General features: G+C 68.2%; 19 protein-coding genes. 14 read left to right on the top strand and 5 right to left on the bottom strand.

All coding sequences use genetic code 11. The features are described from left to right. The first annotated feature begins 13 nt into the window (after window positions 1-13). Together kduD and ABNQ40_RS06805 are read left to right on the top strand one after the other, a co-directional pair. On the top strand, window positions 14-772 hold the full coding sequence (gene kduD, locus ABNQ40_RS06810) for a 2-dehydro-3-deoxy-D-gluconate 5-dehydrogenase KduD (protein ID WP_109051580.1): 759 nt from the start codon (window positions 14-16) through the stop codon (window positions 770-772). A gap of 70 nt (window positions 773-842) precedes the next feature. Beyond that, window positions 843-1,226, top strand: a complete 384-nt coding sequence (locus ABNQ40_RS06805; RefSeq protein WP_109051579.1) for a cupin domain-containing protein — start codon at window positions 843-845, stop codon at window positions 1,224-1,226. A gap of 83 nt (window positions 1,227-1,309) precedes the next feature. Here the strand turns inward: ABNQ40_RS06805 and ABNQ40_RS06800 are convergent, their stop codons facing one another. Next, window positions 1,310-2,092 (bottom strand): GntR family transcriptional regulator, encoded by a 783-nt coding sequence (locus tag ABNQ40_RS06800; protein ID WP_109051578.1) that lies wholly within the window; start codon window positions 2,090-2,092, stop codon window positions 1,310-1,312. A 334-nt stretch (window positions 2,093-2,426) separates the two neighbouring features. Here ABNQ40_RS06800 and uxaC point away from each other — a divergent pair, with 334 nt between their 5' ends. The 4 genes from uxaC (at window position 2,427) to ABNQ40_RS06780 (ending at window position 7,560) form a co-directional block, all read left to right on the top strand. After that, window positions 2,427-3,827: a glucuronate isomerase gene (gene uxaC, locus ABNQ40_RS06795; protein WP_391345858.1), complete on the top strand. Its 1,401-nt coding sequence runs from the start codon at window positions 2,427-2,429 to the stop codon at window positions 3,825-3,827. Between the two features lie 222 nt (window positions 3,828-4,049). Then, entirely contained in the window at window positions 4,050-5,573 is a 1,524-nt protein-coding gene (locus tag ABNQ40_RS06790) for a UxaA family hydrolase (RefSeq protein WP_109048581.1), read from the top strand. 42 nt (window positions 5,574-5,615) lie between these two features. Next, window positions 5,616-6,596, top strand: a complete 981-nt coding sequence (locus tag ABNQ40_RS06785; protein ID WP_109048580.1) for a DMT family transporter — start codon at window positions 5,616-5,618, stop codon at window positions 6,594-6,596. Window positions 6,597-6,639: 43 nt separating this feature from the next. Then, window positions 6,640-7,560: a sugar kinase gene (locus ABNQ40_RS06780; RefSeq protein WP_109048579.1), complete on the top strand. Its 921-nt coding sequence runs from the start codon at window positions 6,640-6,642 to the stop codon at window positions 7,558-7,560. Window positions 7,561-7,594: 34 nt separating this feature from the next. Here ABNQ40_RS06780 and ABNQ40_RS06775 read toward each other — a convergent pair whose 3' ends face one another. Beyond that, window positions 7,595-8,209: a TetR/AcrR family transcriptional regulator gene (locus ABNQ40_RS06775; protein ID WP_247879638.1), complete on the bottom strand. Its 615-nt coding sequence runs from the start codon at window positions 8,207-8,209 to the stop codon at window positions 7,595-7,597. 73 nt (window positions 8,210-8,282) lie between these two features. On the opposite strand from ABNQ40_RS06775, the gene bdcA reads away from it, so the two are divergent. The 8 genes from bdcA (at window position 8,283) to ABNQ40_RS06735 (ending at window position 18,474) form a co-directional block, all read left to right on the top strand. Continuing rightward, on the top strand, window positions 8,283-8,996 hold the full coding sequence (bdcA, locus tag ABNQ40_RS06770) for an SDR family oxidoreductase (RefSeq protein ID WP_109048577.1): 714 nt from the start codon (window positions 8,283-8,285) through the stop codon (window positions 8,994-8,996). A gap of 249 nt (window positions 8,997-9,245) precedes the next feature. Then, entirely contained in the window at window positions 9,246-10,097 is an 852-nt protein-coding gene (locus ABNQ40_RS06765) for a GntR family transcriptional regulator (protein WP_109048576.1), read from the top strand. After that, on the top strand, window positions 10,094-11,149 hold the full coding sequence (locus tag ABNQ40_RS06760) for a Gfo/Idh/MocA family protein (protein WP_109048575.1): 1,056 nt from the start codon (window positions 10,094-10,096) through the stop codon (window positions 11,147-11,149). Before ABNQ40_RS06765 ends, ABNQ40_RS06760 begins: the two co-directional genes overlap by 4 nt. A 267-nt stretch (window positions 11,150-11,416) precedes the next feature. After that, entirely contained in the window at window positions 11,417-12,055 is a 639-nt protein-coding gene (locus tag ABNQ40_RS06755) for a TerC family protein (protein WP_109048574.1), read from the top strand. 529 nt (window positions 12,056-12,584) lie between these two features. Then, entirely contained in the window at window positions 12,585-13,589 is a 1,005-nt protein-coding gene (locus tag ABNQ40_RS06750) for a TRAP transporter substrate-binding protein (protein ID WP_109048573.1), read from the top strand. A gap of 98 nt (window positions 13,590-13,687) precedes the next feature. Beyond that, a complete protein-coding gene (locus ABNQ40_RS06745) occupies window positions 13,688-14,227 on the top strand; it encodes a TRAP transporter small permease (protein ID WP_109048572.1) in 540 nt (179 codons plus the stop codon). After that, a complete protein-coding gene (locus ABNQ40_RS06740) occupies window positions 14,218-15,501 on the top strand; it encodes a TRAP transporter large permease (RefSeq protein ID WP_098735921.1) in 1,284 nt (427 codons plus the stop codon). The genes ABNQ40_RS06745 and ABNQ40_RS06740 overlap by 10 nt, the downstream gene beginning before the upstream one ends. Window positions 15,502-15,891: 390 nt before the next feature. Then, a complete protein-coding gene (locus ABNQ40_RS06735) occupies window positions 15,892-18,474 on the top strand; it encodes a DUF4347 domain-containing protein (protein ID WP_109048571.1) in 2,583 nt (860 codons plus the stop codon). Between the two features lie 48 nt (window positions 18,475-18,522). Here the strand turns inward: ABNQ40_RS06735 and hydA are convergent, their stop codons facing one another. The 3 genes from hydA to ABNQ40_RS06720 are packed head-to-tail and all read right to left on the bottom strand — an operon-like array spanning window position 18,523 to window position 22,024. After that, on the bottom strand, window positions 18,523-19,965 hold the full coding sequence (gene hydA, locus ABNQ40_RS06730; RefSeq protein WP_109048570.1) for a dihydropyrimidinase: 1,443 nt from the start codon (window positions 19,963-19,965) through the stop codon (window positions 18,523-18,525). A 14-nt stretch (window positions 19,966-19,979) separates the two neighbouring features. Then, a complete protein-coding gene (locus tag ABNQ40_RS06725; RefSeq protein WP_247879637.1) occupies window positions 19,980-20,696 on the bottom strand; it encodes a TetR/AcrR family transcriptional regulator in 717 nt (238 codons plus the stop codon). Between the two features lie 56 nt (window positions 20,697-20,752). Beyond that, window positions 20,753-22,024, bottom strand: a complete 1,272-nt coding sequence (locus ABNQ40_RS06720; protein WP_109048568.1) for a Zn-dependent hydrolase — start codon at window positions 22,022-22,024, stop codon at window positions 20,753-20,755. Window positions 22,025-22,050 lie beyond the last annotated feature (26 nt).

Genomic DNA, 22,050 nt, shown 5'->3' with positions numbered 1-22,050 from the left:
ACGGAAACCGACCATGAGCATTTCGTTCGACCTGACCGGCAAGGTGGCGCTGGTCACCGGCGCCAACACCGGCATCGGCCAGGGCATCGCCCTGGCGCTGGCCGAGGCCGGCGCCGACATCGCCGCCGTCGACGTCGTGTCGCTGGACGAGACCAAGGGGCTGGTCGAGGCGACCGGCCGCAAGTTCCTCGGCATCCACGCCGACCTGACCTCCATCGCCCCGGTCCAGGGGCTGGTGGAGGAGACGGTCGCCAAGCTCGGCGGGCTGGACATCCTGGTCAACAACGCCGGCATGATCCGCCGCGCCGACGCCGTCGACTTCAGTGAGGCCGACTGGGACGCCGTGATGAACCTCAACATCAAGACGGTGTTCTTCCTCTGCCAGGCCTTCGGCCGCTACGCCATCGGCGCGGGCCGCAAGGGCAAGATCATCAACATCGCCTCGATGCTGTCCTTCCAGGGCGGTATCCGCGTGCCGTCCTACACCGCCTCCAAGAGCGGCGTCGCCGGCATCACCAAGCTTCTGGCCTGCGAATGGGCCGGCAAGGGCATCAACGTGAATGCCATCGCGCCGGGCTATGTCGCCACCAACAACACCGCGGCTCTGCGCGCCGACGAGAACCGCAGCGCCGAGATCCTCGGCCGCATCCCGGCCGGCCGCTGGAGCGTGCCGTCCGACATCGGCGGCCCGGCGGTGTTCCTGGCGTCGGATGCCGCCGACTACATCCACGGCACCATCCTGCCGGTCGACGGCGGCTGGCTGGCGCGCTGACCGCAAAAGCAGCCCTCCCCGCCCCTCACGGGCGGAGGAGGGCTTTTCCATTGGGGGAGGAAACCGGAAAATGACCACCGCAACGGCGACCGATGTGTTCCTGACCGCGGGCGACATCCCGTGGCAGGATCTGGGCGACGGCGTGCGCCGCAAGATCCTCGGCTACAACGACACGATGATGATGGTGCGGGTGGAATTCGAGGCCGGCGCCATCGGCGCGCAGCATCGCCATCCCCATGTCCAGTGCGCCGTGGTGGAGAAGGGTTCCTTCGACGTCACCATCGACGGCCGCACCAAGCGGCTGAACACCGGCGACGGCTATATGGTGCCGTCCAACGTCCTGCATGGCGTGGTGGCGCTGGAGCCGGGCATCCTGCTCGATATCTTCACGCCGATCCGCGAGGATTTCCTGGGTGAGCCGGTCGCCTACGCCGCCGAAGCCGACGCGAAATAAATCTCCCAGTTTCGGCGCAGGCCGGTTTTCGGACCGGCCCGTCGTCCCGGCCTTTTCAGATCGGCCTTTTCAAATCGGCCCCCTCAGATCGGATCGCCCGGCGCCGTGAAATAGCGCGGGTAGTCGCGACGGATGTCGGCGACCGAGATCTGCAAATCGTCCAGATGGTCGTCCAGCGCCTTGATGGCGGCGGCGGGGTCGTTCGCCGCCATCGCGTCGAGGATGGCCGTGTGCTCGGCGATCACCTCGGCGATGCGGCCGCGCACCGGCAGGGTCAGCAGTCGGTAGCGGTCGATCTGCACCTTGGTCTGCTGGATCAGCGTCCAGAAGCCGGGATAGCCGGCGATCTCCGCGATCAGCGCGTGGAAGGCCTCGTCGGCCTGATGGAACCCTTCATAGTTGGCGGTTTCCTGCATCTCGCGCTGCAATTCCAGATTGGCGCGCAACGCCGCGATCTGGCTGCGGCTGGCGCGCGCCGCCGCATAGCGCACCGTCGCCTCCTCCAGCGCCTTGCGGATGGCGAAGGCTTCCGGCAGGGCGTCCAGCGGGATGCGCGACACGAAGGTGCCGGACTGCGGGAAAATCTCGATCAGCCCCTCGTCGGCCAGCTTCAGCACCGCCTCGCGCACCGGCGTGCGGCTGACGCCATAGGTCTCGGCGATCTGCTTCTCGGCGATGGCGTCGCCGGGCTTGCGCTTCAGCGAGACGATCTCGCCGCGCAGGTCGCGGTAGATGCGCGACGCGACGGTGGCGGCGCGGCGGGGCGGGCGCACCGCAGGGGCAGGGGCCGCGGGGCGGCGCACGGCTGCGGAGGTCACGCCGCCTTCATCCTCTGTCGTCGCGACCTTCTTCACCGATGGCTCCATTGCGGCAAACATACAGATGTCGTGGGGTGGCGGTCCACCACCCGCGAGATGTTCCTCATCTCCAGCAATCTACCCGCCCCTCTTCGTCAACGTCAAACCCATCGCCAGCTTTCCTTGCGGGACGGCCTTGCGGGCCGGTTTCCCTTCCGGATCGGGTGCGGCGACTGGGCGCAGCCTTCACCGGCCCAAATGCCCCTCCGGCGGAACGATTGGGCTTGCAATCAGATCTGATATATTAATATTATACAGCCAGCCGGTAGGGACGGTCCCCCGCACGGACCCCGCCTTTTCCCCACCCTGCTTTTGCCCTTCTCTTGCAGCGTAGAGGCTTCCGATGCTTCACCCCGACCGTCTTTTCCCGAGCGACCCGACGCAACGTGCCATCGCGCGCCGCCTGTACGGCGAAGTCGCCGCCCTGCCGATCGTCAGCCCGCACGGCCACACCGATCCGTCCTGGTTCGCGCAGAATGAGGCGTTCCCCGATCCGGCGAGCCTGTTCGTCAAGCCCGACCATTATGCATTCCGCATGCTCTACAGCCAGGGAATTCCGCTGGAGCAGCTGGGCGTTCCGCGCAAGGACGGCGGGGAGACTTCGTCCAATTCGCGCGCCATCTGGCGCCTGCTCGCCAGCAACTGGCACCTGTTCCGCGGCACGCCGACCTCGATGTGGCTGACCCATGCCTTCGAGACGGTGTTCGGCGTCACCGAGCGTCTGAGCGCCGCCAGCGCCGACCGCATCTACGACCAGATCGAAGAGTGCCTGCGCAAGCCGGAATACCGTCCGCGCGCCCTGTTCGAGCGCTTCAACCTCGAAGTGCTGGCGACCACCAAATCGCCGCTCGATCCGCTGGTGCACCACAAGGCGATCCGCGAGAGCGGCTGGAAGGGCCGGGTCATCACCGCCTTCCGCCCCGACCCGGTCGTCGATCCGGAGTTCGAGGGCTTCCGCGACAACCTCGCCGAGCTGGCCCGCATCACCGGCAAGGACACCGCGACCTGGGACGGCTACCTCGCCGCGCTGGCCGACCGCCGCCTCTATTTCAAGAGCTATGGCGCCACCTCGACCGACCACGGCCACCCGACGGCGGCGACCGCCGACCTGCCGCGGGCTGAGGCCGAGAAGCTGTTCGACATCGTCCGCCGCGGCGGTGCGACGGCCGAGGAATCCGAGCTGTTCCGCGCCCAGATGCTGACCGAAATGGCGCGGATGAGCCTGGAGGACGGTCTGGTCATGCAGATCCACCCCGGCAGCTTCCGCAACCACAACGACGTGGTGTTCCAGCGCTTCGGCCGCGACAAGGGTGCCGACATCCCGAGCGGCACCGAGTATGTGCGGGCGCTGAAGCCGCTGCTCGACCGCTTCGGCAACGAGCGCGACCTGACCATCATCCTGTTCACCCTGGATGAGGACAGCTATTCCCGCGAGCTGGCGCCGCTGGCCGGCCATTACCCGGCGCTGCGCGTCGGCCCGGCCTGGTGGTTCCACGACAGCCCCGAGGGCATGCGCCGCTACCGCGAGATGATCACGGAAACCGCCGGCTTCTACAACACGGTCGGCTTCAACGACGACACCCGCGCCTTCTGCTCGATCCCGGCCCGCCACGACGTGTCGCGTCGCGTCGATTGCAGCTTCCTCGCCCGTCTGGTCTCCGAGCACCGGATGGAAGAGGACGAGGCCGCGGAACTGGCCGTCGACCTCGCCTACCGCCTCGCCAAGAACGCCTACAAGCTGTAACGGCCCAATCCCCCTCTCCCCCCCCCGGGGAGAGGGTCGGGGTGAGGGGGATGCACCGCAGGATTTTCCCAAAGGTCCCGCCACGCTCCCCCCTCACCCTAACCCTCTCCCCGCTTTCGGCGGACCGGAGGTCCGCCTGTCGCGTCAGCGCAAACGAAGTTTGCGCGTGAGCGGGGGGAGAGGGGACATCACGTCTCCTTCGCGCCTCAAGGACATCTTCCCATGGCATCGCTGACCATCCGCCTGCACCCCGCCGACAACGTCGTCGTCGCCGGCGCCGACCTGGAGCCCGGCATCGCCCTTCCCGGCACTGACGTCGCGACCACCGGGCCGGTGCCGGCCGGGCACAAGGTCGCGGTGCGCGCCATCGCACTGGGCGAACCGGTGCGCAAGTACAATCAGGTCATCGGCTTCGCCACCGCGGCGATCCAGCCGGGCGATCATGTCCACGTCCACAACATGGGCATGGGCAGCGATTTCGAGCGCGACTACGCCTTCGGCGCCGACGTCCATCCGGTCGAGCCGATCCCGGAGGCCGAGCGCGCCACCTTCCAGGGCATCGTTCGCCCGGACGGCCGCGTCGCCACCCGCAACTACATCGGCGTGCTGACCTCGGTGAATTGCTCCGCCACCGCGGCGCGGATGATCGCCGACCATTTCCGCGGGTCGGCTCTGGCCGCCTATCCCAACATCGACGGCGTCGTCGCGCTGACCCACGGCTACGGCTGCGGCATGGCCGGCAGCGGCGAGGTGATGGACACGCTGCGCCGGACCATCGCCGGCTATGCCCGCCACCCGAACTTCGCCGCGGTGATCCTGCTGGGTCTCGGCTGCGAGGTGAACCAGATCGACAAGCTGATGGAGGCCACCGGCCTTGAGGAGGGCGCCCGCGTCATCCCCATCGGCATCCAGGACATGGGCGGCACCGCCGCGGCGGCCCGCGAGGGCATCCGCCGGATCGAGGCGCTGCTGCCGGAGATCAACGACGTCACCCGCCAGACCCTGCCGGCCAGCCACCTGACGCTGGCGCTGCAATGCGGCGGCTCCGACGGCTATTCGGGCATCACCGCCAACCCGGCGCTGGGCTATGCCGTCGACCTGCTGGTCCGCAACGGCGGCACCGCCGTGCTGAGCGAGACGCCGGAGGTCTATGGCGCCGAGCATCTGCTGACCCGCCGCGCCGTCCGCCGCGAGGTGGGCGAGGCGCTGGTCGAGCGCATCGGCTGGTGGGAGGAATACACCAGCCGCACCGGCGGCGAGATGAACAACAACCCGTCGCCCGGCAACAAGAAGGGCGGCCTGACCACCATCCTGGAGAAGTCGCTGGGCGCGGTCGCCAAGGGCGGCACCACCCCGATGACCGCCGTCTACCGCTATGCCGAGCCGATCACCGACAAGGGCTTCGTCTTCATGGACACGCCCGGCTACGATCCCGTCTCGGCGACCGGACAGGTGGCGGGCGGCGCCAACGTGCTGTGCTTCACCACCGGCCGCGGCTCGGTGTTCGGCTGCAAGCCGACGCCCAGCCTGAAGCTGGCGACCAACAGCACGCTGTTCCGCCGGATGCCGGACGACATGGACATCGATTGCGGCGCCATCGCCACCGGCGACGCCTCCATCGAGGAGGTCGGCCGCGCGATCTTCCAACTGGTGCTCGACACCGCGTCGGGCCGCAAGACCAAGAGCGAGGAACTCGGCGTCGGCGCCGACGAATTTGCTCCTTGGCAGATGGGAGCGGTTATGTAAGGGGTCCGCCCCCTTATCGGAAACCGTTGAAGAGCCGGCGCCATGCCCGACAGTTCCACCCCTCTCCCCGGTCCCCGCACCGATGCCGGCCCCTCGCCGGTGAACGCGCCGCAGACCCCGATCCAGCCCACCGGCTCTGGGTCCAAGGGCACGGAGCCGATGCGGGCGATCCTGCTGGTGGTGCTGGGGGTGGCCTGCCTGTCCTGCTCCGACGCCACGGCGAAATATCTCGGCCGCACCCTGCCGCCGGCCGAGATCGCCTGGATGCGCTATGTCGTCTTCACCGCATTGGTGATGCCGCTGGCTCTGCGCGGCGGCTCGCTGAGCGTGCTGAAGACGACGCGGCCGGGGCTTCAGGTGGTGCGCGGGCTGGGCATGCTGGGCTCGGCGCTGTTCTTCATCATGGCGATGCAACATCTGCCGCTGGCCGAGGCCGCGGCGATCAGCTTCGTCTCTCCCGTCTTCGTCACCGTGCTGTCGATCCTGCTGCTGGCCGAGAAGGTCGGCGTCCGCCGCTGGGCGGCGCTGCTGGTCGGGCTGGCCGGCGTCATCATCGTCATCCGGCCGGGGGCGGAGGGGTTCCAACCGGCCTCGCTGCTGCCGATCCTGACCGCCTTCAGCTGGGCCCTGGATCTGGTGGCGACGCGCAAGATGACGGTGCAGGAGAACCCGCTGACCACCATGGTGTGGAGCGCGCTCACCGGCCTGATCGCCCTGACGGCGCTGCTGCCGCTGCATGCGGCGTGGCCGACCCCGTGGGAGATGCTGCTGGGGGCCTTCATCGGGCTGGTCTACACCCTGGCGCAATGGCTGCTGATCCTGGCCTACCGCCAGGGCGAGGCATCGGTGCTGGCGCCCTTCACCTATGTCCAGCTGATCTGGTCCACGGCTCTGGGATTCGTCGTCTTCGGCGCGGTGCCCGACCATTGGACCTTCGTCGGCACCGGCGTGATCATCGCCAGCGGACTCTACACCGCGCATCGCGAGCGGATGCGGGCGCGGGAACGCCGTTCAATTGCCTGAAATGGGATTTGCCGGGGCGTTCCCCGGCTTGTGGAGAGGAAGCATGACCGACACGCCCAACCGCGTCGCCGCCCTCGGCGAATGCATGATCGAGATGTTCCGGCGGCCGGACGGGTCGCTGACCATGGGGTTCGGCGGCGACACGCTGAACACCGCGGTCTATCTGGCGCGTCTGGGCACGCCGGTCGACTATGTCACCGCGCTCGGCGACGACAGCATCAGCGACGACATGGTGGCGGCCTGGGCGGCCGAGGGCGTCGGCACCGGCCATGTCCTGCGCGTGCCGAACCGCCTGCCCGGCCTCTACCTGATCGAAACCGATGCCAGCGGCGAGCGCCGCTTCCTCTACTGGCGCGACCGCGCGCCTGCGCGCGAGCTGTTCGCCCTGCCCCAGACGCCGGAACTGTCCAAGGCGCTGGAGGGCTACGGCATCGTCTATCTGTCCGGCATCAGCATCGCCATCCTGGGCGAAGAGGGCCGCGAGCGGCTGTTCGAGGTGCTGGAGCGGGTGCGGGCGCGCGGCGGCAAGGTCGCCTTCGACACCAACTGGCGGCCGCGCCTGTGGCCGGACCTCGACACCGCGCGGGCCGCCTTCGACCGCATGCTGGCGCTGACCGACATCGCGCTGCCCGGCGTCACCGACCTGCGCGACCTCTATGGCGACGCCGACGCCGACGCCGTGCTGGCCCGCGTCCGCAAGGCCGGCGTCGCCGAGATCGTCCTGAAGCTGGAACAGCCCGGCTGCGTGGTGATCGAGAATGGCGAGGCGGTCGAGGTGCCGGCGCAGAAGGTCGCCACGGTGGTCGACACCACGGCGGCCGGCGACAGCTTCAGCGCGGGTTATCTCGCTGCCCGCCTGCGCGGCGAGGGTCCGGCCGATGCCGCCCGCGCCGCCCACAAGCTGGCCGCCGCCGTCATCCAGCACCGAGGCGCCATCATCCCGCGCGACGCCATGCCGGCCTAAATCGACGCTTTTCCTTCGGTTCGAACGCCTGATATCACCCTTCCGCCGCCAGTTCGCGGCGGAAGGCGCGGCCCGCCATCCGGGCGACGACGGTAAGCGCCTCCTCGCCCATGCCGTCGCGCGCCGCCGCCGACATTCCCTTCATCGTGATTGCGACGAAGTCCGCCAGCGCGTCAGCCCGTTCCGGCTGCTCCGTGGCGATGAAGTCTCGGATCGCCGACACGCCGGCCTTTCTCATCGTCTCGGCCAGCGCGCACGCCTCCGGGTCGGCGCTGTTGCGCGCCCCGTCCAGCACCAGACAGCCCGCCACCCCATTGCGCTCCGGATAGAGCCGCGCCGCCAGCAGCAGCGTGCGCTCGATCACCTCGGCTACGCCGCCGCCCTCGGCCTGCGCACGGGTGAAGATGTTCGCTTCCCCCGCCGCATAGCGCCGAAGCGCCCGCTCGAACAGCCCGGCCTTGCTGCCGAAGGCGGCATAGAAGCTCGGCGGCTTGATCCCCAGTTCGGTTCCCAGCTCGGCGACGCCCACGGCGTCGTAGCCGCGGGCATGGAACAGCTTCATCGCGGTCTCGACCGCCTCGTCCACATCGAAGGACCGCCGCCGTCCCCGCGATCCGGCCCTCGATTCGGATGGTTCTGTAGCGACCACTATATTTTCTCCTTGCGCAAATCCGCTGCCTGTATTTATATAGCGCTCACTACATTTCTTCAAGGAGCACATCATGGGTGAGTTCACCGGCCGCAAGATCCTGGTCCTCGGCGGCAGCCGCGGCATCGGCAAGGCCATCGTCCGCCGCTTCGCCAAGGCCGGCGGCGCGGTCGCCTTCACCTATGCCGGGTCGAAGGACGCCGCCGAGGCTCTGGCCGCCGAAACCGGCGCGGAGGCCATCCGCACCGACAGCGCCGACCGCGACGCCCTGATCGCGACGGTGGCCGACCGCGGCGCGCTGGACGTGCTGGTCGTCAATGCCGGCACGGCGATCCTCGGCGATCCGCTGACCTTCGACCCCGACGCGGTCGACCGGATGATCGACATCAACGTCCGGGCGCCCTACCACGCGGCGGTCGAAGCGGCCCGGCGCATGAACGACGGCGGGCGCATCATCGTCATCGGCTCGGTCAACGGCGACCGCATGCCGTTTGCCGGCGGGGCCGCCTACGCCCTGACAAAATCGGCGGTCCAGGGCATGGTGCGCGGCCTCGCCCGCGATTTCGGCGACCGCGGCATCACCGTGAACGCCATCCAGCCGGGTCCGACCCATAGCGACATGAACCCGGCAGACGGCCCGATGGCGCCCGCCATGCACAGCTTCATGGCGATCAAGCGCCACATCGACGCCGACGAAGTCGCCGAACTGACCGCCTACGTCGCCGGCCCGCATGCCGGGATGATCACCGGTTCGTTCCAGACCATCGACGGCGGCTTCGGCGCCTGACCGACGGGTTCGATTGCAGTCGAAGCTGGACCCGCCCCGTCCCGGTCGTCATTCCCCGCCTTGGCGGAAATGACGGCTGGGACGTTTCTTTCGGCACTCATGCCCGGCTCCCCACCGCCCCACAGCCATGACGGGAATGGGGGCGCCTTTGTCACACCCGGATCCGAACGGGGGACGAGCGAAATTGCTTGCCGCGCTAGCTGATATATTAGTATTCTGAGGCATGTGCTTCTGAGGAGGCTGGACGCCATGCCATCGGGCAACCCGCCGGCCAAAACCGGTTCCATCGCGGCGACACCGCCATCGACCATGCCATCGACAACGCCGGTCATGCCGGCCAAGGCCGCCCCGCTGCTGGTCCGCCCGCCGGCGCGCCGGGACATGCGGCGCGGTCCGACCGCCGCCGATGCCATCCACCGCGACCTGCGGGCGGAGATCGTGTCGCTGAAACGCAAGCCGGGCGAGCCCATCGCCGAAAAGCAGATCGCCGAGGCCTATGGCGTCAGCCGCACGCCGGTGCGCGAGGCGGTGCTGCGGCTGGCCGACGAGGGGCTGATCGAGATCTTCCCGCAATCCGGCACCTTCGTCGCCCGCATTCCGCTGGGCGCTCTGCCGGAAGCCGGCGTGATCCGCAAGGTGCTGGAACGGGCGACCGTGCGCTTCGCCGCCGAACGCGCCAGCCGCAGCCAGATCGCCGCCTTGCGCGCCTGCCTGGAGCATCAGCGCGAGGTCGATGCGGTGGGCGATGCCGACGGATTCCATCAGGCCGACGAGGCCTTCCACGCCCAGATCACCGAGATGGCGGGATATCCCGGCTTCTGGGGCATCATCCAGCAGGCCAAGGTCCAGCTCGACCGCTGCCGCCGCCTGACCCTGCCGGTCCCCGGCCGCATGCGCACGGTCATCGCCGAGCATGAGGCCATCGTCGAGGCCATCGCCGGCCACGATCCCGACCGGGCCGAACAGAGCCTGGTGCGCCATCTGGACAATCTGCAGATCACGGTGGACGACGTGCGCAACGCCGCTCCGCTCTATTTCTCAGGCAGCCTGACCGCCGACATCGCTGCCGGGACGACCACCCTGGACGGAGCGCTTCGATGACCGGTTCCCGTCGCCGCATCGGTGTCGTCGGCCTCGGCATGGCGTCGGCGCCGCACGCGCAGAGCCTGATCGATCTGGCCGACCGGGTGGAGGTGGCGGGCTGCTTCAGCCCGTCGACCGACCGCCGCGCCGCCTTCGCCGCCCGCCACGGCCTGCCGGTGGTCGACCGGCTGGAAACCCTGCTGGAGGACCCGGCGCTGTCGGCCGTCCTGCTGCTGACCCCGCCCGACAGCCATGCCGCGCTGGTGGCGCGCTGTGCCGCCGCCGGCAAGCATGTGCTGCTGGAAAAGCCGCTGGACGCGACGCCGGAGGGCGCGCGGGCGGTGGTCTCCGCCATGGAAGGAGGCGGGCTGACGCTCGGCGTGGTGTTGCAGCACCGCTTCCGTGCCTCGGTCGAGCGGCTGGCGGCACTGATGCGCGACGGCGCGCTGGGCCGGCCGCTGACCGCAGCGGTGTCGGTGCGCTGGTGGCGCGACAATGCCTATTACGCCCAGCCCGGCCGCGGCATGAAGGCGCGCGACGGCGGCGGCGTGCTGCTGACCCAGGCGATCCACACGCTGGACGCCTTCGTCGGCCTCGTCGGCCTGCCGGACCGGGTCGCCGGTTTCGCCGCCACCAGCGTCCTGCGCAAGTCGGACCCGGCTGTGGGCATGGACACGGAGGACGTGGTCACTACGGCCCTGCGCTACGGCAACGGCATGCTGGCGACCGTGAACGCCACCACCGCCGTTTATCCGGGCCATCCGGAGCGGATCGAAATCGCCGGAACCGAGGGCTCCGCCGTGCTGGCCGGCGACCGGCTGGAGGTGCAGCTGGTCAATGGCGAGCGCATAACCGCCGGGGCGGACGGCGCCACGCTGGGCGGCGGCGCCGACCCGATGGCCTTCTCCCACCAGCATCACCGCGCGGTGCTGTCCGACTTCCTCGACGCGCTGGACGAAGGACGCCGGCCGCGGGTGGACGGGCGCGAGGCGCTGAAGGTCCACCGGCTGATCGAGGCCATGCTGGAGGCGTCGGGCCGCGGCGAAACCGTGGAGGTCGGCACGCCCTGATCGGCAGTCCAACCAGAACTCCCATCGGCCGCAAGCGCGGCCTTGCGCAATCCACAGCTTTGGCGTAAAGCGCCAGAACCAGGCCGGGCCCCTCTGGCAACCTTCACCGGTTGCGATGTCGGACTGGGAACATCAGGAGCGGCCCGCGCCTTTTGCCCTTGACCGGCGCTTCCCGTCCGACGCCTTCGGCGCGGCCCGGCCGGTCATCGGAAGACCCCGTGCGGCCTCTCCTCCCACACTGATCGTGATGCGAGGACTCGTGCCCAAATGACGGAACTCTTCACCACCGATGCGCTGTTCGCGCTGCTCCAGGTCATCATGATCGATCTGGTGCTGGCCGGCGACAACGCCATCGTCATCGGTCTGGCCGCCGCCGGCCTGCCGAAGGACCAGCGCGGCAAGGCGATCCTGATCGGCATCCTGGCCGCCACCGTGCTGCGCATCGCCTTCGCCGCCGTCACCACCCAGCTTCTCCAGATCATCGGGCTGCTGCTGGCCGGCGGCGTGCTGCTGTTGTGGGTGTGCTGGAAGATGTGGCGCGAGCTGCGCCAGTCCCAGGACGAGGACGAGGCGGTCGAGGCGCTGGAGAACGATGACGCCGCGGCATCCGGCCCGCGCAAGACGCTGGGTCAGGCGGTCTGGCAGATCGTCGTCGCCGACGTGTCGATGTCGCTCGACAATGTGCTGGCCGTCGCCGGGGCGGCGCGCGAGCATCTGGGGGTGCTGGTCATCGGCCTGACCCTGTCGATCGCCCTGATGGGCCTCGCCGCCAGCTTCATCGCCCGCATCCTGCACAAGCACCGCTGGCTGGCCTATGTCGGCCTCGCCATCATCCTCTATGTCGCCCTGCACATGATCTATCGCGGCGCCCTGGAGGTTTGGCCTCTTGTGAACGGGCACGCCTGACCGGCCCGGTTTCAAAGGACCGAAGGCGTCCGCCGCCGCATCCGAGTGACTGGGGGGCAGGCTGCGGCGGACGCTGGGGCCGAATGTCGCACCCGCCCCCCTGCGGCGATCCGTGGTCTGGCTGAAACCCGCGCCAGCAGTCACTTTGTCCCTCTCCCCGCAATCCTGATCGCGATAAAGTCCGAACGGTTGTTGCCGCTTTGAACTTTCAGGGTTGCGCGCAGATTGATATACTAATATCCTAAGTACAGTGAACAGGGGGCGGCGCAAGGTTAGCCGGGGGGCTGAAGGAAGATGGGGGCGGGGCCGGTGTCGGCCATGCATATGCCCGGTCGCGCGCCGCGCTGTCGCAGCGCTGCGAAAGCCGACCGCCGCAAGCCCCACCTTCCACGCTTCGTCTGTCACCCGTCCACGGTACGTGCAGTCGAGTGTGCAGGCGGCCCATTCGCCCTTCAGGCCAACGGGCAACGCCAGAACAAGAAAGGACGGGCCGCAACAGGCTTCGTCCCCACCATCAGGAGGAGAACCTATGAAGTTTTCGCTGACTCCGGTCCGCACCGCGCTGCTGGCCGCCTGTGCCGTCTGCGGCATCCTGGCCGCCCCGATGCTGTCTGCGCCGGCCGACGCGCGCGACTTCCGGTCCGCCGACATCCACCCGACCGACTACCCGACCGTCGAGGCGGTCCGCTATGTCGGCAAGCTGGTGGCTGAGCGCAGCAACGGCAAGCTCGGCATCAAGGTGTTCCCGAACGGCGCGCTCGGCACCGAAAAGGACACCATCGAGCAGCTGAAGATCGGTGCGCTGGAGATGATGCGCATCAACGTGGCGCCGCTGAACAACGTGGTGCCGGAGACGATGGTCACCGCGCTGCCCTTCATCTTCCGCGACACCGGCCACATGCGCCGCGTCCTGGACGGCCCGATCGGCGACGAAATCCTGGCGGCGATGGAAAGCCAGGGCATGATCGGCCTGGCCTTCTACGACAGCGGCTCGCGCAGCATGTATTCGGCCGCCAAGCCCTACAAGACGCTGGCCGACATGAAGGGCGCCAAGATCCGCGTCCAGCAGTCCGACCTGTTCGTCGCCATGATCCAGGCGCTGGGCGCCAACGCCACGCCGATGCCCTTCGGCGAGGTCTACACCGCGCTCAAGACCGGCATCGTCGATGCCGCCGAGAACAACTACCCGTCCTACGAATCCTCCCGCCACTTCGAGGCGGCCAAGTACTTTACCCTGACCGAACACGCGATGGCTCCGGAAGTGCTGGTCTTCTCCAAGGTCGCCTGGGACCGCCTGTCGAAGGACGATCAGGCCACGGTCCGCAAGGCCGCCAAGGACTCCGTGCCATACATGCGCAAGCTGTGGGACGAGCGCGAGCTGAAGTCGAAGGAGATCGTGACCCAGGCCGGCGCCCAGATCGTCGAGGTTCCGAACAAGCAGGAATTCATCGACGCCATGAAGCCGGTCTACACCCAGTTCGCGAACACGCCGAAGCTGCAGAGCCTCGTCCAGCGCGTCCAGGAAACCAAGTAACGACCTTTCTGTAACGCCAAGAACAAGGCGGCGCGCGGCTTCGTCCCGTCCGGGACGGACCGCGCACCGCCGGGGTCTCAGGAGTGGGGAGCCGCAGCATGGATATCGAGCTGCAAGCAATGGACGTCAGCCCGCCGCATGCGGCCGGCTGGTTGACCCGCATGAACGCGGCGCTGGCCAAGACCGGCATGTATGTCGCCATCATCGGCCTGATGATGATCGTGTGCGTCGTCTTTTATCAGGTGTTCGGCCGCTACGTGCTGAACAGCTCGCCGACCTGGGCGGAAAGCCTGGCCATCGTGCTGGTGCTCTACGTCACGCTGATCGGTGCGGCCGTCGGCGTCCGCGATGCCGGCCATATCGGGCTGGAGTCGCTGCTGGTGATGCTGTCGGACAGCGCGCGCCGCAAGATGGACGTGCTGATCTACGCTCTGGTCGGCATCTTCGGCGGCTGCATGGCCTACAATGGCTGGATCCTGGGCAGCTCGGTCGCCTCCTACACCATCCCGAACCTTCACATCTCCGAAGCCTTCCGCTACGTGCCGCTGGTGCTGTCGGGCGTGCTGATCGTTCTCTTCTCCATCGAGCATATCGTCGCCATCGTGCGCGGCGAGGAGGTCAAGCCGTCATGGAACTGACCATCCTTTCGATCACCTTCTTCGGCTTCCTCATCCTCGGCATTCCGGTCGCCTTCGCCATCGGCCTGTCGGCGCTCTGCACCATCCTCTATGAAGGCCTGCCGGTCGCGGTGGTCTTCCAGCAGATGATGTCGGGCATGAACGTCTTCTCGTTCCTCGCCATTCCCTTCTTCGTCTTCTCCGGCGAGCTGATGCTGCATGGCGGCGTCGCCGACAAGATCGTCACCGCGGCCAAGAGCATGGTCGGCCACATCCGCGGCGGGCTTGGCATGTCCAACGTCGTGGCCTGCACGCTGTTCGGCGGCGTCGCCGGATCGCCGGTCGCCGACGTGTCGGCCATGGGCGCCGTGATGATCCCGATGATGAAGCGGGAAGGCTACCACGCCGACTACGCGGTCAACGTCACCACCCACGCCGCGCTCGTCGGCGCGCTGATGCCGACCAGCCACAACATGATCATCTATGCACTGGCCGCCGGCGGAAAGGCGTCCATCGGCGCGCTGATCGCCGCGGGCCTGATGCCGGCGCTGCTGCTGATGGTCTGCAACCTGGGTGCCGCCTATTACGTCGCGGTGAAGCGCGGCTATCCCAAGGGGACCTTCCCCGGCTGGGACATCCTGGGGCATTCCTTCGCCGCCGCGGCCCCCGGCCTGCTGATCGTCGTCATCATCCTGGCCGGCATCACCACCGGCGTGTTCACCGCGACCGAGTCGGCCTCGGTGGCCGTGATCTACGCGCTGCTGCTGACCACCTTCGTCTACCGCACGCTGAGCTGGGAGAAGTTCCTGGCCGCCGCCGCCAAGACGGTGAAGACCACCGGCGTCGTGCTGCTGCTGATCGGCGTGTCGACCATGTTCCAGTACCTCATGGGTCTCTATGAGGTGGCGGACATGACCGGCGAGCTGCTGGCCGGCGTGTCGACCAACCCGCTGATGATCTTCCTGCTGATCAACATCATCCTGTTCCTGCTGGGCACCTTCATGGACATGGCCAGCACGATCCTGATCTGCACGCCGATCTTCCTGCCGATCGCCATGCAGTACGGCATGGACCCGGTGCAGTTCGGCATCGTCATGCTGATCAACTGCGCGCTCGGCCTGAACACCCCGCCGGTCGGCACCACCCAGTTCATCGGCTGCGCCATCGGCGGCGTGTCGGTGGGCGAGGTGATGCGCTCCATCACGCCCTTCTACGGGGCGCTGTTTGTGGCGCTTCTGCTGGTCACCTATGTCCCGGCCTTCTCGCTGTGGCTGCCGCGCATGCTGATGCACTGAGGCGGACCGGGAAACAGGCGGCGCTCCCGCACCCCTGAACGACTTCTCTCCTGGACTGGGCCATCGGGATCTTCCCGATGGCCCTGTTTTTTTGTGCGCGCTCCGCCCAACCTAGCCGGCCTCCCCCCCCGAATTGGTGGTAGTCGCCAAGTGATATCCCCCAATCTGGAAAAAGAGTGGCAAGCCGCCGCAACAAGCCCAACCGGCCGGATGGCGTCGAAATCGAAAGAGACCGCACCGCTTTCGCTATGACGGAGAAAACAGATCGCCCGGCCGGAGTGGATGCTTCCCAAGGAATGATGGGCTTATTGGATGTTGTTCGGTGGACATGATCCCGTACATCACAGAACGCGCAAACGACTTCCAACAATTCCCCAGAAAGGGGTTTTCATGCACGGGATCATTCTTGCCGACGCCGCTCTGGCCGACATCGATGCGCTGATCGGCCGGCACGCGCCGGACGTGACGGTGGTCCGGGTCACCGCGGACGAGGACGCCCTGAGCCTGTTGGCCGACGCCCTGGAGGCCGCCCGCGAGGCAGGCCCGGCGGCGGTCCACCTGATCGCCCATGGCGCGCCCGGCGTGGTGAAGCTGGGGGCGACGCCGCTCGACACCAGCGCCCTGTTCGACCGCCGCTGGCCCGATGCGACCGGCTGCGAGATTCTGATCCATGCCTGCGACGTCGGCGCCGGACGCAACGGCCGCCGCTTCGTGGAGCGTCTGGCCGCCGTCACCGGCGCGCGCGTCGCCGCCGCCAGCCACCCGGTGGGTCATGTGGACCAGGGCGCGTCCTGGGATCTCGACGTGGTGACCGGCCCGATCCTGGCGGCCCGCCCGTTCGCAGGCGCGGAGGCCTGGCCGCACCGGCTCGGCTACAGCGGCACCGCCACCAGCGGCAACGACACGCTGATCGGCGACAACGGCGGCAACACCATCAACGGGCTGGCCGGCAACGACAGCATCGTCGGCGGCACCGGCAACGACAGCCTGATCGGCGGCATCGGCAACGACACGCTGGTCGGCGGCGGCAATACGGGCCAGTCGGCCGGCGACACCATGAATGGCGGGCTGGGCGCCGACCATTATGTCGGCGGCAGCGGCTTCAACATCGTCACCTACGAGAACGCCACCAGCGGCCTGACGCTGGACCTGACCAACGGCGCCAACAACACCGGCGAGGCGGCGGGCGACACCTTCGTTAACATCCAGCGCTGGATCGGCTCCGAATATGCCGACAGCCTGACCGCCGGCGACACCGCCGTCTGGTTCTGGGGCCATGGCGGCAACGACGTCGAGCATGGCGGTGCCGGCAACGACACGCTGGAGGCCGGCGACGGCAACGACAGCGTCTTCGGCGGCGGCGGCAACGACCTGATGTACGGCCGCGCCGACAACGACCAGCTGCATGGCGAACTCGGCAACGACACGGTGGCCGGCGGCGGCGGTGCCGACCTGATCTACGGCGATGCCGGCAACGACCTGCTGAAGGGCGACTGGGAGCGCGACACCGTCTATGGCGGCGACGGCGACGACACCATCCTGGCCGGCATCGTCAGTTCCGGCAGCTATGCCCAGACCCAGAACGACCTGATCTATGGCGATGCCGGCAACGACCGCTACATCGTGGTCAGCCAGTACGATGCCGGGACGGTCAGCTTCGACGGCGGCGCCGGCACCGACACGCTGGAGCTGCGGTCGGACAATTTGACCAGCTACAACGGCTACAATCTCGAATATTACAACGACGTCGCCTCGCCGAAGATCGATATCAGCGGCATGACGCTGACCAGCGTCGAGACGTTGGCCCTGACCGGCAGCCAGCGCCACACCGTGACGATGACGGCGGCCCAGGGCAACGGCTTCGGCAGCATCACCGGCGCCGCCACCGGCGACGCCTTCGCCATCGTCGGCGCCGCGCTGTCGGGGACGGTCGGCAGCGGCAACGGCAGCACGCTGACCGCCGGCAAGGTCCAGGCGGAGACGGTGAACGGCGTCACGCTGGTCCATGTCGGGCTCGACGGCACCGCCGGCTCCGACCTGACCCTGCGCATCGCCGGCAGCTTCGCCGCGTCCAGCATCGGCCTGTCCGGCAACACCATCACGCTGGGCCAAGGGAGCGGATCCGGCAGCGGTTCGACCGGCGGCGGCGATACGGGGGGTGGCAACACGGGTGGTGGCAACACCGGCGGTGGGACGGGCGGTACTGGCGGCCAGACGCTGACCGGCACCGACGGCCGCGACTATCTGGCCGGCGGCAGCGGCAACGACACCATCATCAGCAACGCCGGCGACGACTACATGACCGGCGGGGCCGGCAGCGACACCTTCGTCTTCAAGCCGGGCGACGGCTGGGACTATGTCGGCGACTTCCAGGCCGGCAGCGGCGGCGACGTGCTGAACGTCGCGGGCTGGGGCGGCTTCAAGGACTTCGCGTCGGTGATGGCCGTCACCGTGCAGGACGGCGCCAACACCGTCGTCAACTTCGACAACAACAACAGCGCCATCCTCGCCAACGTCACCCGCAGCAGCCTGACCGCCGCCAACTTCTCCTTCACCGCGACCGGCGGCAGCACGGGTGGTTCAACCGGCGGGTCCACCGGCGGCACGCCGGGCCAGGCCATCACCGGCGCCTCGGCCGGCGAGTATCTGGCCGGCGGCAGCGGCAACGACACCATCACCGGCAATGCCGGCAACGACTACATGATCGGCGGCGCCGGGCGCGACACCTTCGTCCAGCATGCCAGCGACGGCTGGGACGTCATCGGCGACTTCCAGGCCGGCACCGGCGGCGATGTGATCGACATCCGCAGCATCAGCGGCTTCACCAGCCTGAACAGCGTGCTGACCCACTCGACGCAGGACGGCGCCGACCTGTCCATCGACCTGGGTGCGTTCAACTCGATCAAGCTGATGGGCGTCGACCGCAACAGCCTGACCGCGGAGAACTTCCTGCTCGCCAGCTCGGTGGGGTGATCGGGGGGGATAGCGCCCTCTCCCCGAGCGGGAGAGGGCGCTATCGCTCTACCGCTCCACCGCCACCGGGACGTTCAGGGCGTTGCGTTTCGACACCGCCTCGTAGACCGGCGGGAAGGCGGGGCGGTTGATGTAGCGGCCGGCGCCGCGCAACGCGCGGCTCTCGCCCAGCGCGTGGACGATGCGGCCCTGGCTCAGCGTGTAGGCCGGGGTGCCGGTGACCGTCATGCCCTCGAAGATATTCAGGCCGACCTTCTGCATCTGGGTCTTGGCCGAGATGGTCTTGGTCGCCTTCGGGTCCCACACCACCAGATCGGCATCGGCGCCGACGCTGACCGAGCCCTTGCGCGGGTAGAGGTTGAAGATCTTCGCCGCATTGGCGGAGGTCACCGCAACGAACTCGTTCATCGTCAGCCGGCCGGTGTTGACGCCGTGCGTCCACAGCGCGGTCATGCGGTCCTCGATGCCGGCCGTGCCGTTCGGGATCTTGGTGAAGTCGTTGCGGCCCATCGCCTTCTGTTCCGCGCAGAAACAGCAATGGTCGGTGGCGGTGGTGTGCAGGTGACCGGCCTGGAGGCCCCGCCACAGCGCGTCCTGATGCTCCTTCGGGCGGAAGGGCGGGCTCATGACATGGCCGGCGGCAAAGTCCCAGTCGGGGCTGCGGTAGACCCCGTCATCGATCAGCAGATGGCCGGCCAGCACCTCGCCGAACACGCGCTGCCCGTCGTTCTGGCCGCGCTCGATGGCGGCGAGCGCCTCCTTGGCCGAGACATGAACGATGTAGACCGGCACGCCGAACACCTTCGCCACCTGGATGGCGCGGTTGGCGGCCTCGCCCTCGACCTCCGGCGGGCGGGAGAGCGGGTGGGCCTCCGGACCGGTCAGGCCCTGGGCGAGCAGCTTCTTCTGGAGCTGGAAGACCAGCTCGCCGTTCTCGGCATGGACGGTGGGGATGGCGCCGAGTTCCAGGCAGCGCTGGAAGCTGTTCACCAGCGTCTCGTCATCGGCCATGATGGCGTTCTTGTAGGCCATGAAGTGCTTGAAGCTGTTCACGCCATGGTCGGCGACCAGCGTACCCATGTCCTGCCGCACGCTCTCATCCCACCAGGTCACGGCGACGTGGAAGCTGTAGTCGCCGGCCGCCTTCTCCGCCCAGCCGCGCCAGGTGTGATAGGCCTCCATCAGGCTCTGCTTCGGGTTGGGAATGACGAAGTCGATGATCGTCGTCGTCCCTCCGGCAAAGCCGGCGGCGGTGCCGCTGAAGAAATCCTCCGTCGTCACCGTGCCCATGAAGGGCAGTTCCATGTGGGTGTGCGGGTCGATGCCGCCGGGCATGACGTAGCAGCCGCCGGCCTCCACCACCTCCGCCCCCGCCGGCACGTCGAGAGTGTCGCCCACCGCGGTGATGATGCCGTCCTGGCAGAGGACGTCGGCACGGCGGGTTTGCTCGGCGGTGACGACGGTGCCGCCGCGGATCAGGATGGTGGACATGCTCGGGCGCTCCCTCAGGAAATGGATGGGACGGAGTCGGTGGGCGTTTCGGTTTCGGCGATTTGCGGCTCGGCCATCTGTGCTTCCGGCAGGCCGGCGGCGCGCAGGACCAGCCGCAGCACCTCCGCCGTCATGGCGGCGAAGTCCTGGCGGGTCAGGGTCCGGCGGCCCAGCACCTTGCGGATCTGGATGTCGAAGTCGGCGTAATGCTGGGTCACCGCCCAGATCATGAACAGGAACTGGCGGGCATCCACCGGTGCCATGCGGCCGGCGGCGACCCAGCCGTCGATCACCGCGGCCTTGGCGTCGACCAGCGCTTTCAGATCCTCCGCCAGGAAGCGCTCGACCTGGGTGCCGCCATGCAGGATCTCGTTGGCGAAGACCTTGGAGGCATGCGGCCGCGTGCGCGACGCCTCCATCTTGGCGGTGACATAGGCGGTCAGCGTCGCCGCCGGGTCGGCGTCGGGGGTGAAGGAGCCGATGGGGGCCAGCCACATCTGCAGGATGTTGTCGAGCACCGCGCGGTAGAGATCGTCCTTGGTGCCGAAATAGTAATGCAGGTTGGCCTTGGGCAGGCCGGCCCGCTCGGCGATGTCGGCCATGGTGGCGCCGGCAAAGCCGGCCTCGGCGAAGACGCGCTCGGCCGCCTTCAGGATGCGCTCGACATTCTCACGCCGGATGCGTCCTTGGGGCTGTGTGGTGTCCGTGGTTTCGGCAGCCGTTCGCGCCATCGCTTTCGCCATCGCTGTTGCTAAGTGCCCTCTCCCGTCCCGGGAGAGGGAGCGTATCACTCCGCGGATGCTTTCACCTGCTCGGCCATGGCATTCGCGCGGTCCAGCACCGCGTGCAGCAGCACCTCGCAGCCGGCGGTCGACCATTCCGGGGTCGTCTCCTCGACCTCGTTGTGGCTGATGCCGTCGATGCAGGGGATGAAGACCATGGCGGTCGGCGCGACCTTCGACAGGTAACAGGCGTCGTGGCCGGCGCCCGACACGATGTCGCGGAAGCTGTGGCCGGTGCGCTCCACCCCCTTGCGGACGGCGGCGACGCAGGTCTCGTCGAACCTGATCGGGGCGTAGTACCAGATCTGCTGGAAATCGCTCTCCAGCCCGATCTCGCCGGCGATGCGCTCCACCTCGGCGCGCAGCTCGCCGTCCATGGCTTTGAGGATGCCGTCGTCCGGGTGGCGGAAGTCGACGGTGAAGAAGACGCGGCCGGGGATGACGTTGCGGCTGTTGGGGTGGATCTGCATCAGCCCGACCGTGGCGCAGGCGAGCGGGCCGTACTTCATGCCGATCCGGTTCACCGCATCCACCACGCGGGCGGCGCCCAGCAGCGCGTCCTTGCGACGGACCATCGGGGTCGGGCCGGCATGGGCCTCCTGGCCGGTGAAGGTGATCTCGTACCAGCGCTGGCCCTGGCAGTCGGTGACGACGCCGATGGTCTTGCCTTCGATCTCCAGGATCGGACCCTGCTCGATGTGGGCCTCGAAATAGGCGCCGACCTTGCGGCCGCCGACCTCCTGGTCGCCGGCATAGCCGATGCGGGCCAGCTCCTCGCCCATCGTCTTGCCGTCGAGGTCGGCGCGGGACAGGCCGTACTCCAGGTCGAACACCCCGGCGAAGACGCCGGACGACACCATGGCGGGGGCGAAGCGCGACCCCTCCTCGTTGGTCCAGACCGCGACCTCCACCGGCGCCTCGGTGACGTAGTTCATGTCGTTCAGGCTGCGCACCACCTCCAGCCCGGCCAGCACGCCATAGACGCCGTCATACTTGCCGCCGGTCGGCTGGCTGTCGAGATGGCTGCCCATGATGACCGGGGGCAGGCTGTCGTCGCGGCCGGGGCGGCGGGCGAAGATGTTGCCCATCCTATCGACCGAAATCGTGCAGCCAGCCTCCTCGCACCAGCGCACGAACAGGTCGCGGCTCTGTTTGTCGAGGTCGGTCAGCGCCAGCCGGCACACGCCGCCCTTGGGCGTGGCGCCGATCTGCGCCATGTCCATCAGGCTCTGCCACAGGCGCGAGCCGTTCACGGCGACATTCTGCGGGGTGGACATGTTGCTCTCTCCTGAACGTCGTTCTT

It is taken from the genome of Azospirillum sp. A23 (assembly GCF_042938965.1).
Taxonomy (GTDB): Bacteria; Pseudomonadota; Alphaproteobacteria; order Azospirillales; family Azospirillaceae; genus Azospirillum; species Azospirillum melinis.
The sequence above is the reverse complement of the archived record's forward strand: the minus strand, read 5'-3'. Positions and strand labels throughout refer to the sequence as shown.